Here is a 12,365-nt window from a genome sequence, read left to right as displayed (position 1 = left end):
GAGCGCGGGAAGAGCGCTTCCGTTCACCGGACCCTTCCAGGAAGCGGGCCGGACCTCGCCCACGCCCTGGGCAAATCCTCTCGAATCGTGAAGAGTAAGGGCGGGGCCGCCGCCTCTTCGGCGACGGCCGGTGAACCACTGGATCATTGGAGGAAGTTCATGGGTGTGACCCTGGCCAAGGGCGGCAACGTCTCCTTGTCGAAGGAGGCGCCCGGCCTGACCGCGGTGACGGTCGGCCTGGGCTGGGACGTACGGACGACGACCGGTGCCGACCACGATCTCGACGCCAGTGCGCTGCTGTGCGCGGACCACGGGAAGGTCCTTTCCGACCTGCACTTCGTCTTCTACAACAACCTCAACAGCCCGGACGGTTCCGTTCAGCACACCGGTGACAACCTGACGGGTGAGGGCGAGGGCGACGACGAGTCCATCAACGTGAACCTCTCGGCGGTACCGGCCGATGTCGCGAAGATTGTCTTCCCGGTATCCATCCACGACGCGCAGAGCCGGGGGCAGAGTTTCGGCCAGGTCCGCAACGCGTTCATCCGCGTGGTGAACCAGGCCAACGGCGTGGAGCTCGCGCGCTACGACCTCAGCGAGGACGCGTCGACGGAGACCGCGATGGTGTTCGGCGAGCTCTACCGGCACGGCAGCGAGTGGAAGTTCCGCGCGGTCGGCCAGGGTTACGCCTCCGGTCTGGCGGGCATCGCGTCCGACTACGGCGTCAACGTCTGACCGCGACCGCCCCACCGGCCCGGCTCCGTGTCTGCGGCGGCCGGGCCGGCTGTGTCCGCACGGCCGTCACGCGGAGGCCGACGGCTCCGCTTCCCGCGCGGTCCGGCTGAGGGTGCTGGGCCACCATGCCCGGGGCCCGATGTCCACGACGAGCGCCGGAGCCAGCAGCGACCGCACGACCAGCGTGTCCAGCAGGACGCCGAAGGCCACGATGAACGCGATCTGGGCGAGGAAGGCGAGCGGGATCACGATCAGCGCGGCGAAGGTGGCGGCCAGCACCACACCCGCCGATGTGATGACCCCTCCCGTGCTGACCAGGCCCCTGATCATGCCCTTACGCGCCCCGTGCCGCAGCGCCTCCTCGCGGACCCGTGACATCAGGAAGATGTTGTAGTCGACGCCGAGGGCCACCAGGAACACGAACCCGTACAGCGGCACCGAGGCGTCCGTACCGCTGAAGCCGAAGGCGTGCTTGAAGACCAGGGACGAGACGCCCAGGGTCGCGAGGAAGTTGAGGCCCACGGTGGCCACCAGCAGGACCGGGACCAGGACGGACCTCAGCAGGCCCATCAGGATCAGCAGAATGATCACGAGCACCACCGGCACGATGATGCCGCGGTCGCGCTCGGCGGTGCGCTGGGTGTCGTACTGCTGCGCCGTGTAGCCGCCGACGAGCGCGTCCGCCCCGGGAACCTCGTGCACAGCGGTACGCAGGCGCTTGACGGTCGCCGTGGCCGCGTCGCTGTCCGCGGCGTCGTCCAGGGTCACGTCGATGCGCACCCGGCCGTCCACGACGAGCGGCTTGCCCCCGCCGGGCCGGCCCGACGCGGTGACGGGCGCCGCGGAGGACACCCCGTCGGTCGCCTCGGCCGCCGCGGTCACCTCCTCGGCCCGGCCGGCCGCCGCGACGACGACGGCCGGGTTGCCCGAGCCGCCGGGAAAGTGCTTGCTGAGGGTGGCCTGGGCGGAGACGGAGGGGGCGTCGTTCACGAAGATCTCGTCCAGCGGGACACCCTGGGACTTCAGCGTGGGCGCGAACGCGGCGCAGGCGACCAGGACCAGCGCGCAGGAGAGCCACACCTTGCGCGGGGACCCGTCGACCCGGGCGGCGATCCGGCGCCAGATGCCGTGCCCGCCGGTCGCCTCGTCGGCGGGGCGCGGCTTGGCGGGCCAGTACGCGGCCCGTCCGCACAGCACCAGGACGGCGGGAAGGAACGTCATCGTGCTCAGCACCGCGCAGACGATCCCGATGGCCCCCACGGGTCCCAGGGCGCGGTTGTTCGTCAGGTCACTGAGCAGCAGCGCCAGGAGTCCCAGGGCCACGGTGGCGGCGCTCGCGGTGATCGCCCCGAAGGAGCGGCGGAGCGCGGCCACGGCAGCGGTCGTCCGGTCGCCGTGCGCCGCCAGTTCCTCCCGGAATCGCGCGGTCAGCAGGAGTGCGTAGTCGGTTGCCGCCCCGATCACCAGGATCGACAGGATGCCCTGGACCTGGCCGTCCACGAGGACGACGTCGTGGTCCGCGAGGACGTAGACGACGGCGCAGGCGAGCGCGAGGGCGAAGACGGCGCTGATGATGATGAGGAAGGGCAGCAGCACACTCCGGTAGACGAGCAGCAGGATCACCAGCACGGCGGCCAGCGCCACCCCCAGCAGCAGCCCGTCGATGCCCGCGAACGCGTCCTTCAGATCGGCCTGAGTGGCGGCGGGCCCGGCGATCTCGACGGTCGTACCGGCCACCGACCCGGCCGCGTCACGCACCCGGTCGAGGGTGTCCGGCAGTTCGTCTCCCAGGTCCGAGCGCAGCTGCACGACGCCCGACAGGGCCTCGCCGTCTTCGGACGGCTGCGCGGGCGAGGGCCTGCCGACCACGCCGGGCTTCCCGGACAGTGAGGCGAGCGCCCGGGTCGCCGAAGCCCCGGCGTCGCTCGGGAGCCCGTCCTTCCCCGCCGTCCACACGACGATCGCGGGTACGGTCCCGGAGCGCTGGAAGGCCTGTTGTTCGTCCGCGACCTTGGTCGACTCGGCGCTGCGCGGCAGGAAGGCCGCCCGGTCGTTCGTCGCCACCTCGCCGAGCTTCCCGGCGAAGGGGCCGAGGGCGCCTCCGATGCCGAGCCAGACGACGAGCAGCGCTACGGGCACCAGCCATCGGACAACACGGTGCCTCGGTGCGGGCTTCATTGCTTCCCCAGGGGTCGACGCAGGACAGACATCCCGAATGTATCTCGTTCATTCATTATCTCAATGATCAAGAGATATTACTCTAGGGGCATGCGCACCGCAGACGAGAGCCCGGACAGAGGCACGGACGGCGGGCCCACGGGCCTCCAGTCGTTCGCTGTGCTGCTGCGCCGTATGAACAGTGAGTTCAACCGCATCACGCATGAGTTCGCGCAGGCCCAGGGGCTGCACCCGACGGATATGCAGGCTCTGGTCGCCGTCCTGGACGCGGACCGCGGCGAGGGAGGGCCGGCCATGACGCCGGGGCGGCTGCGCGAGCAGCTGGATCTCACCTCGGGTGCGGTGACGGCGTGTCTGGACCGGCTGGAGCGTGCGGGGCACATCAGGCGGGTACGCGACAGCGGCGACCGGCGGGTGGTGCATCTTCACTACGCCGCCCCGGCGAAGCGCGTCGCCCGCGATTTCTTCCAGCCGCTGGCGGCGGGGACGGAGGCGGCCCGTCAGCAGTTCGACGAGGACGAGCTGCTCGTCGTGGTGCGGTTCCTGCACGCCATGAACGACGAGCTGGGCCGGCTGCGGCGTACGGGGCCCCGGCCCTAGGGGCCTGTCCGGGCCTCCGGCGCGGCGAGGTCCCGGACCGGGCAGCCGCCGGTGCCCGGGGTGGGGAACGTGCCGAGCGCGGCGACCTCGTAGCCTCGTGGGTAGCCCTTGATCTCCGGGTTCTGCCTGGCGTAGTGCGGCGTGCCGCGCGGCGGCAGAAGGCGGACGGCGCGGGCCCTCAGACGCAACGCGCCCCGGGTGAGGCCGCGGGCCACGGGGGCCGGCCGCTCGTAGCGGAAGGCCCTCAGCAGCGAGTCGTCCAGGAGCGCGAGGCTCGCGCCCCGCACGAGCGGGGCGAGGGGGCGCGGATACCAGGAGGCCATCAGGTCCAGCGTGGCGTCGGACACCGCACGCGCGCCTTCGTCCCAGCCGAAGTGGGCGTCCTCGTAGGTGTCGAGGGTGTGCTCGAAGTCCGCGTACGTCTGCGGCAGGTCCTTGATGCCCATGCGCGCGCCCAGGGTCCGGTAGTACGCGGCACACGCCCGCAGCTCGTGGTCGCAGAGCCGGCGCCAGCCGTAGGCGTCGAGCCATCGTTTCGGCGTGACGACGAAGGTGCACAGGACGTAGCGCATGTCGTCGTTGCTGATGTCGTACGCGGCGTGCATCCGGTTGATCCGGCGCAGGGCGGTACGTCCGGGGTCGCTGTCGAAGCCGTGCTCGACGACGGTGTCCAGGAGCAGTGCGGTGTCGTCGTACCGCTTCTGGGAACGTTCCGTCAGTTCGGCGGTCTCGGCGAGCAGTCGTCCGATGCTGGGGACGGCATAGGTGCGGTACAGGGCGAGTTCGAGGGCTCGGGTGATGTCCCAGGGGAACTCGTACGTCGCGGTGATCCGATAGATTTCGAGGAAGTCCCGTTCCGGATCGAGGCGTTGGATCTCCTTCAGCCGGTCGTAACGCTTCACCGCACCGTCCCCCTTTGTCCAGGTCGAGTGTTCCAGCGTACGTCCGGGGGCAGGACGGTGAGTATGCGCGACGCACGCGCGTTGACGGAAGGCGGTTCCCCCATGACCGAGATATTCGGCGCCCTGCGCAGAGCCGTGGCTCCGGGCCGCAGGGGCGGCCGCTCGGCCGCGGCCCCGCCGGCGCCCGCACGCCGGCAGCACAACCTCTTCGAGGCGGCGGCCACCTTCGTCGCGGCGTCGGCCGAGGACGACGAGGAGCGGATGGACGAGGCGAGCGGCTGGGTGTCGCCGGAGCAGCTCTCCTTCGGCGTGAGCGAGCTGGCCTGCCGTGCGCTCATCGCGCTCGCCCGCGAGCGGAACGAATCACCGCAGAAGGTGGCCCGCGAGCTCCTGGGCCTGACCGACGGCTGAGGCACGCGCCGCGGGGGCCGCCCCGGGGATCGTCCTGCCTCGTCAGGGCCTCGACTAGGGGGTTACCCACTGGTTAAGGTGCGCCGACGGAAATCCATGACGGACGAGGAGGGTGCAGTGGCCGGGACGGACGACACAGTCGCCGACAACGACGCTCTGTATGTGCTGACCGCTGTCCTGCTGACTCCGGCGCAGTTCCCCGGCGTGCTCGGCGACGACTATCCGGCGGCGTGCGCGGCGCTGCGGCTGGAGCCGTACGCCGAGGGGTACGGACTCGTGATGGGCCAGGACGGCGACGGCGCCCGGTGGACCGTCGTCATCGACGACGTGTCGCTGGTGGCGGTGGCGATCGCGTCGTGGGACTGCGGCATGGAGTACGACCTCTCGCCGGACGACCGCTCGGTGGTCTGCGCGCTCCCCGGCTGGCCCCTCGCCATCGCCGTCGCCGCCCCCGGGGTGCCCGCCCCGCACGACCCGGCGCCCGACCCCGGGGCGGACGGTGAGGATCCCGCGCTGCTGTCGCCGCCCGACACCGAGGTCTGGGGGCCCGCGCAGCGGCGTCTGGGTGCGGACGCGATCGCCTCGCAGTGGGCGCACTGGCGCGACCAGATCGACGACGCGACGGCGTTCGCACCGCCGGGCGGCGAGAGCACGGCGGGCACGGAGGGCGGCGCGAGCGCTGACCCCGACAGGACCGGCACCGAGACCGGGGCTGGGAGCGGAGCGGCTGCCGTCGCGGGCACGGAGGCCGAGGACGGCCCCGAGGCGGGCCCCGGCGCCAAGCACGCTTCCGCCGCACGTCCCGGGGTGCGCAGGGCCCTGGCCGAGGCGCGGGCCTATGCCGACGAGCCGCCGCCGCCCGGCCGGGTCCGCTCCTCCTTCGCGCCGGGGGACGCCCGGATGATACGGGCCGACGGCCCCGGCTGGTCGATGGTGGCGAGGACCGACGACATCGCGTTCGTGCTGCTGGACGAGGTGCCGGGCGAGATCCTTCCGGTGGGGCGCGGCACGGAACTGCCGGGGCTCCTCACGGCCCTGGACGCGCTGGCCGTGCGCCCGTCCTGACCGCCGGCGGTCAGACACGCTCCAGGGGGCGGTGCGGCTCGGTGGGAAGCTCGACCTCGACCCGGTCGCCGGGCCTGACCACACCGCCGACCGCGACGACGCTCATGATCCCGGCCTTGCGGACCACATGGCCCTCCTCGTCCCTGCCGACGACCTGCTTGAGAAGGCCGCTTCGGAAGTTGTCGATCTGAAGGCAGGGGTTGCGCAGCCCGGTGACCTCGACGACCGCCTCGTCACCGAGGTGCAGCAGGGTGCCGACGGGCAGGCCCAGGAGGTCTATGCCGCGGGTGGTGATGTTTTCTCCGAGGTCTCCCGGGGCGACCTCGAAGCCGGCCGTGCGCAGCTCGTCGAACAGCTCCTCGTGCATCAGGTGGACTTGTCGCAGATTGGGCTGCGTCGGGTCCTGGGCGATCCTGGAGCGGTGTTTGACCGTCACCCCGGCGTGCACGTCCCCGTCCACCCCGAGGCCGGCCAGCAGCGTCACGCTCTGCCGGTTCGGCTTGGTGAAGGTGTACGTCTCGTTGCTGCTCACGACGGTGACTGTGCCGCTCACGGCGGGATCCCCCTTCTCGGTGGCCGGCTCTCAGCGGCCGATCTCCTTGCGCGTGATCCTACGGAGCCTGCGGCGCTGGGACGGGTCCAGTGCCAGATAGGCGAGCGTGGGGACTCCGACGAGCACCAGCAGGGACAGCCAGAAACCGATGAACGGCATCAGGACAACTGCGGCGACGACTCCCCCGATGGCGATCTTTGCGCTGTTCGACATCGTCAGTGCCTCCTTCGCGGCCTGTGGCCGCCTCTGATGTGAGAACGCCTGTGCGTGCCCATCGGTTCCGGCTTCCGCGTATTCGTCGCGGCGGTCATCGCAGCGGCGCGCCGACCTCGTGCATGTGGGCGAGCGCCTGCCGGTAGGACTCGATGAGTCCGGTTTCCGCGTACGGCAGGCCGATGGCCTCGCAGTGGGCCCTGACCAGGGGTTGTGCCAGGCGCAGGTGCGGGCGGGGCAGGCTCGGGAAGAGGTGGTGCTCGATCTGGTAGTTGAGACCGCCGAGGAACCAGTCGGTGAGGGCCGCGCCGCGCACGTTGCGTGAGGTGAGGACCTGGCGCCGCAGGTGGTCCCAGCGGTCCCCGTCCGGGTCGGGCATCTCCATGCCCTTGTGGTTCGGGGCGAAGGCCATGCCGAGGTGGAGGCCGAAGAGCGCGTGGTGCACGAGCGCGAAGACGACCGCCTTCCCGGGGGACATGACAGTGAGCAGCAGGGTGGCGTAGAGGCCGAGGTGCGCGGTCAGCAGCAGGGCCGACAGGGCACGTTCCCGTACAGGCTGCCGGCGCAGGTACTGGAAGCCGGAGATCTTCAGCGCGATGCCTTCGAGGAGCAGCATCGGGAAGAAAAGGCGGGCCTGGTTGCGGGTGAGCCGGCGGGCGAAGCCCTCGCGCTGGGCGGCCTGCTTCTGGGTCCAGACGAGGGCGCCGACGCCGACGTCCGGGTCCTTGTCGATGTGGTTGGGGTTGGCGTGATGGCGTACGTGCTTGTCGTTCCACCAGGCCTCGTTCATGCCGAGCAGCAGGTTGGCGTGGACCAGGCCGATGGCGCGGCCCGCTCGGCGGTTCCCGGTTATCTGGGCGTGTCCCGCGTCGTGTCCGACGAACGCGGTGCGGGACCAGAAGACGGCGAGGGGCAGGGTGAGCAGCAGGACCCACCAGGTGTTGCCGAGGAGGGCGATGCCGGTGAACACGGCGGCGAGGGCGAGGAGATTGACGGTGATGCCTGCCGCGTACCAGCCGGTGCGCCGTTCGAGGAGTCCTTGCCCCTTGACGGTTCGCAGCAGGGGCGCGAAGTCACTTCCGGTGGTTCCGGCGCTGTCGCGGGTGCGTTCCGCGACGGCCATGGCGGCCTGGGGCATGTTGTCTCCGGTCTCGAATCCGCTCTGACCTCATAAAACGTATGGTTCAGGGGGGTTCGGGAGCCATGGAGCCACCACCCGGGGTGTGCGGGGGCCAGCCCCCTCGCCGGGTGGGGGGCCGACTGCACCGGGTAGCCCCACCGAGGTCCAGGAGTGGCGTGTATCACAGCCCTCTGGGGCCATTCATCGGCATTGTTGGGGTACCCTCGGCGACTTCAGCCGACTAGTCAAATTTGAGGACTCTGACATCGCTGTGCACAGCCTCCCTGCCGTTTCGCTCGCCGAGATCTCCGCGCTCACCGGCTGTTCCGTGGTCTTCCAGCCCTCGGACCCCTCCCGCACCGGCCGCTTCGCCTTCTGGCGCCCCGACGGCAGCGGCCTGCCCGACGGCCCCGGGGAGGCCGGGGAGCTGACCGTGGCCGGTGCCGACGACCTCCCGTACGAGGTGCCGGCCCGCCTGCTGCCGGTGCGCGACGCGCTCCCCGTGCTGACGCGCGCGCGTGCGGCGGCCGAGGCGTCCGCGTCGATGGCGTTCTGGGGCGCGGCGGGGCTGCTGGCCCTCCAGTTCGCGGCCCGGGGCCTGCTCCTGCCGGGTCTGAGCGCGACGGACCACGACACCTGGCGGGCCGGGCCGCTGACCGCCGACGACCAGACCCGCATCCGTACCCTGGCCGCGTCCATGCCGCCCACGGCCCACGCGGTCCCGCTCGACACGACCGCTCGGCCGCTGCTCCTGCCCGAACCGGAATGGCTGGTGCGGGCGTTCCTCGACGCGGTCGCGGACTGCCTGCCCAGGACGCCCGCCGCTTCCCTCGCCGCGGGCGGTACCGCGTTCACCGCACGGGCGCCGCAGCTCGTTCCCGGCCATCGCGCGTGGGCCGCCGATGTCGCGGCCGGTCATGACGCGGGGGTCCGGCTGTCGCTGCGCGTGGAGGTGTCGGGACTCGGCCGGGACGACGCGTCCGCGGCGGGGCCGTCGTTCCGGGTGGTTCCGCAGATCCACAGCGTCAGCGATCCGGCCGTGGTCGCCGACGCCGCCGAGATCTGGGCCGGCGGCGGCCCGGCGGCGGCGGCCTTCGGCCCGCGCGTCCGGATGGACGCCCTGCTGATGCTGCGCCGGGCCGCCCGCGCCTGGCCGCCCCTGACCCCGCTGCTGTCGGCGGCCGTGCCCGATGCGGTGGAGCCGGCCGACGAGGAGATCACCGAACTGCTGGGGCCCGCCTCACGGGCGCTGGCCGCGACGGGCGTGCAGGTGCACTGGCCCCGGGAGCTGACCGCGCGCAAGCTCACGGCCCGCGCGGTGATCGGACCGGACGGCGAGGACGGCGACGTGCCCGGGAAGCAGTCGCGTTCCGCGTCGGATGCCGTGCCGCTGCTGTCCTCCGACGCCCTGCTGGCCTTCGACTGGTGGTTCGCGCTCGGGGACCAGAAGCTCAGCCGCGAGGAGCTCGACCGGCTGGCCGAGGCGGGCCGTCCGCTGGTGCGGCTGCGCGACCAGTGGGTGCTGATCGACCCCGACGAGGCGCGCCGCGCCCGGGAGGCCCAGGACCGCAAGGTGACCCCGATCGACGCGCTCGGCGCGGTCCTGACGGGTTCCACCGAGGTCGACGGCCGCCGGGTCGAGGTCCGGGCGACCGGCTGGCTGGAGCGGCTGCGCGAGCGGGTCGCCGACCCCGCGTCGCAACAGGACGGCGGCGGGGAGCCGGCGGTCGGTCAGCCGGCCGCGCTCACCGCGACGCTGCGGGACTACCAGCTCCGCGGCCTGAACTGGCTGCACACCATGACCTCGCTCGGACTCGGCGGGTGTCTCGCCGACGACATGGGGCTCGGCAAGACCATCACCCTGATCGCCCTGCATCTGCACCGCCAGAACCTGGACGGGGCCGCCGGGCCCACCCTCGTGGTCTGCCCGACCTCGCTGATGGGCAACTGGCAGCGGGAGATCGAGAGGTTCGCCCCGGGCACCCCGGTACGCCGCTTCCACGGCGCTGCCCGCGGCCTGGACGACCTGGCGGGTTCGGGGTTCGTCCTCACCACGTACGGGACGATGCGGCTGGACGCCCCGAAGCTCGCCGCCGCGGAGTGGGGCATGGTCGTCGCGGACGAGGCGCAGCACGTGAAGAACCCGTACTCGGCGACGGCCCGCGCCCTGCGCACCATCGGCGCGAAGGCGCGCGTGGCGCTGACCGGCACCCCGGTGGAGAACAACCTGTCCGAGCTGTGGGCGATCCTCGACTGGACGACCCCCGGGCTGCTGGGGCGGCTCGGCACGTTCCGCACCCGGTACGCGCGCGCGGTGGAGGGCGGCGACCCCGCGGCCGCAGAGCGGCTCGGCGCGCTGGTGCGCCCGTTCCTGCTGCGCCGGCGCAAGTCCGACCCCGGCATCGCCCCGGAGCTGCCGCCGAAGACCGAGACGGACCGGGCGGTGTCGCTGACGGCCGAACAGGCGGGGCTGTACGAGGCGGTGGTGCGGGAGACGCTCGCGGCGATCGCCGAGGCCGACGGCATGGCCAGGCGGGGTCTCGTGGTGAAGCTGCTGACCTCGCTCAAGCAGATCTGCAACCACCCGGCGCAGTACCTCAAGGAGGAGGAGCCGCGCATCGCGGGTCGCTCGGGAAAGCTGGAACTGCTCGACGAGCTGCTGGACACGATCGTGGCGGAGGGGGCGGGGGTCCTCGTGTTCACCCAGTACGTCGGGATGGCCCGGCTGCTCGAACGGCATCTGGCGGCGCGTGGGATCGGCACCCAGTTCCTGCACGGCGGCACGCCGGTCGCCGCGCGGGAGGCGATGGTGAACCGGTTCCAGGCGGGTGCCGAGCCCGTCTTCCTGCTGTCGCTGAAGGCGGCGGGAACGGGGCTCAATCTGACCCGGGCGGGCCATGTGGTGCACTTCGACCGCTGGTGGAATCCGGCGGTGGAGGCACAGGCCACCGACCGCGCGTACCGCATCGGGCAGACGCAGCCGGTGCAGGTCCACCGGCTGATCGCCGAGGGCACGATCGAGGACCGGATCGCGGACATGCTCGCCCGCAAGCAGGGGCTGGCGGACGCGGTGCTGGGCTCCGGCGAGAGCGCCCTGACCGAGCTGAGCGACGCGGAACTGGCCGATCTGGTGGAACTCCGAGGGGGGACTCGATGAGGGACGGATACGAGGCGGACGTCTTCGCCGACGGGGGCGACGGCGACGAGCGGGAGGACGCGCCGTCCGGTCAGGAGCGCACCTTCGCCGCCCTGCCCCCGGCACACGGCCGCGGTTTCGCCGACTCCTGGTGGGGCAGGGCGTGGCTCAAGGCGCTGGAGGACACCGCCCTGGACGGACGGCAGCTCAAGGAAGGGCGCCGGTTCGCCCGCGAGGGTCTGGTCGGTGCCGTTTCGGTGCGGCCCGGCCGGATCACCGCGGTGGTCCGCGAGCGGGACGGGAGCACGTACCGCAGCGATGTACTGCTCCAGGAGCTGGACGAGCAGGACTGGGACCGCTTCCTGGACATGGCGGTCGAGCGGGCCGGGCACATCGCGGCGCTGCTCGACCGGGAGATGCCGCCGCATCTCGTCGAGGACGCGGCGGCGGCCGGGATGGACCTGCTCCCCGGCATCGGTGACCTCGACCCCGAGTGCTCGTGCGAGGCGTGGGACCACTGCCCGCACACCGCGGCCCTCTGCTACCAGGTGGCGCGGCTGCTGGACCAGGACCCCTTCGTGCTGCTGCTGATGCGGGGGCGCGGTGAGCGGCGGCTGCTGGACGAGCTCCAGGAGCGGATCGCGTCCCTGGCCGGGGAGCCGGACCCCGTCGCCGGACCCGGGCAGCGGGCAGCGGGCGGCCGTGAGGTGCCCGGCGTACCGGCGGCGCAGGCGTACGCCGAGGCCGGCATCCTGCCCCCGCTGCCTGCCCCTCCGGAGCTTCCCGACGCGCCGGGCGCGGCGCCCTCGCTGGACACGGAGACCGATCCGGAGCCCGGGGTGGACCCGGCGGCGCTGGAGATGCTGGCGACGGACAGCGCGGCGCGGGCTCACCGGATGCTGGCCGACGCGCTGGCACCGGGCCACGAGCACCGCCCGCCGGCGGCGGAGCCGACGGTGCGGCAGGACGCGGTGCGGCTGGCCGCCGAGGCACGCCCCGAGCCGTGGATCGTGAAGCGGCTGGCGGCCGGCTCGGGGCGCCCGCGCGGCGGGCTGCCAGCAGCGGTCGCCGCCTGGCGGTACGGCGGCGCGGCAGCCCTGGCCGTGCTCGACGAGGACCGGGCGCCGGACTCCGATGTCCTGGTCCGGGCCAGGGCGCGGCTCGCCGAGGCGTGGGAGGAGGACGAGGCTCCCCGGCTGCGGGCCGAGCGCAACCGCTGGACCTCGGCGGACGGCGGCCTTCAGCTCCGCTACGGCCCCGACGGGCGCTGGTACCCGTACCGCAAGGAGAACGGGCAGTGGTTCCCGGCGGGTCCGGCCGACGACGATCCGGCGGCGGCGTGGGCGCAGGCCCGTGGCCTCTGAGGGGGCGCGGGCCGCCGGAGGGGCGCGCGTCGGATCCGCGCGCCCCCTCAACACCCTCTCCGTGGAAAGGATTTGGTGTTCCCGCCGT

At 72.6% G+C, this 12,365-nt stretch carries 11 protein-coding genes; 6 read left to right on the top strand and 5 right to left on the bottom strand.

Annotated elements, in window-relative coordinates; genetic code table 11:
• Nucleotides 1-159 precede the first annotated feature (159 nt).
• Nucleotides 160-735 (top strand): TerD family protein, encoded by a 576-nt coding sequence (locus P8A18_RS32535; RefSeq protein ID WP_018552924.1) that lies wholly within the window; start codon nucleotides 160-162, stop codon nucleotides 733-735.
• Between the two features lie 66 nt (nucleotides 736-801).
• Here the strand turns inward: P8A18_RS32535 and P8A18_RS32530 are convergent, their stop codons facing one another.
• On the bottom strand, nucleotides 802-2,913 hold the full coding sequence (locus P8A18_RS32530) for an MMPL family transporter (protein WP_306060412.1): 2,112 nt from the start codon (nucleotides 2,911-2,913) through the stop codon (nucleotides 802-804).
• A 90-nt stretch (nucleotides 2,914-3,003) separates the two neighbouring features.
• Here P8A18_RS32530 and P8A18_RS32525 point away from each other — a divergent pair, with 90 nt between their 5' ends.
• On the top strand, nucleotides 3,004-3,513 hold the full coding sequence (locus P8A18_RS32525; RefSeq protein WP_306060410.1) for a MarR family winged helix-turn-helix transcriptional regulator: 510 nt from the start codon (nucleotides 3,004-3,006) through the stop codon (nucleotides 3,511-3,513).
• Here the strand turns inward: P8A18_RS32525 and P8A18_RS32520 are convergent.
• The gene (locus tag P8A18_RS32520) at nucleotides 3,510-4,415 is read right to left on the bottom strand and encodes an oxygenase MpaB family protein (protein ID WP_306060408.1); all 906 of its coding nucleotides are present in this window, start codon (nucleotides 4,413-4,415) and stop codon (nucleotides 3,510-3,512) included. The two genes, P8A18_RS32525 and P8A18_RS32520, sit on opposite strands and share 4 nt — an antisense overlap.
• Before the next feature lie 102 nt (nucleotides 4,416-4,517).
• Between P8A18_RS32520 and P8A18_RS32515 the strand changes: the two genes are divergently transcribed.
• Complete coding sequence (locus P8A18_RS32515; RefSeq protein WP_018552928.1) at nucleotides 4,518-4,826, top strand: hypothetical protein; 309 nt, start codon at nucleotides 4,518-4,520, stop codon at nucleotides 4,824-4,826.
• Nucleotides 4,827-4,943: 117 nt separating this feature from the next.
• Nucleotides 4,944-5,891 carry a hypothetical protein gene (locus tag P8A18_RS32510; RefSeq protein WP_306061287.1) on the top strand — a complete coding sequence of 316 codons (948 nt, stop codon included), beginning with the start codon at nucleotides 4,944-4,946 and terminating at the stop codon, nucleotides 5,889-5,891.
• A gap of 10 nt (nucleotides 5,892-5,901) precedes the next feature.
• On the opposite strand, the gene P8A18_RS32505 is transcribed toward P8A18_RS32510, so the two are convergent.
• The 3 genes from P8A18_RS32505 to P8A18_RS32495 form a co-directional block, all read right to left on the bottom strand.
• The gene (locus P8A18_RS32505) at nucleotides 5,902-6,444 is read right to left on the bottom strand and encodes an MOSC domain-containing protein (protein WP_306060406.1); all 543 of its coding nucleotides are present in this window, start codon (nucleotides 6,442-6,444) and stop codon (nucleotides 5,902-5,904) included.
• A 30-nt stretch (nucleotides 6,445-6,474) separates the two neighbouring features.
• A complete protein-coding gene (locus P8A18_RS32500; protein WP_018552931.1) occupies nucleotides 6,475-6,657 on the bottom strand; it encodes a tail-anchor membrane protein in 183 nt (60 codons plus the stop codon).
• Between the two features lie 94 nt (nucleotides 6,658-6,751).
• Nucleotides 6,752-7,795, bottom strand: a complete 1,044-nt coding sequence (locus P8A18_RS32495) for a fatty acid desaturase family protein (protein ID WP_306060404.1) — start codon at nucleotides 7,793-7,795, stop codon at nucleotides 6,752-6,754.
• A gap of 253 nt (nucleotides 7,796-8,048) precedes the next feature.
• Here P8A18_RS32495 and P8A18_RS32490 point away from each other — a divergent pair, with 253 nt between their 5' ends.
• Together P8A18_RS32490 and P8A18_RS32485 are read left to right on the top strand one after the other, a co-directional pair.
• The gene (locus P8A18_RS32490) at nucleotides 8,049-10,934 is read left to right on the top strand and encodes an SCO1167/SCO6262 family helicase (RefSeq protein WP_306060402.1); all 2,886 of its coding nucleotides are present in this window, start codon (nucleotides 8,049-8,051) and stop codon (nucleotides 10,932-10,934) included.
• Nucleotides 10,931-12,277, top strand: a complete 1,347-nt coding sequence (locus tag P8A18_RS32485; RefSeq protein WP_306060400.1) for an SWF or SNF family helicase — start codon at nucleotides 10,931-10,933, stop codon at nucleotides 12,275-12,277. Before P8A18_RS32490 ends, P8A18_RS32485 begins: the two co-directional genes overlap by 4 nt.
• Nucleotides 12,278-12,365 lie beyond the last annotated feature (88 nt).

This window comes from Streptomyces sp. Mut1, from assembly GCF_030719295.1.
GTDB lineage: Bacteria > Actinomycetota > Actinomycetes > Streptomycetales > Streptomycetaceae > Streptomyces > Streptomyces castrisilvae.
This window is presented reverse-complemented; position numbering and strand designations above follow the sequence as displayed.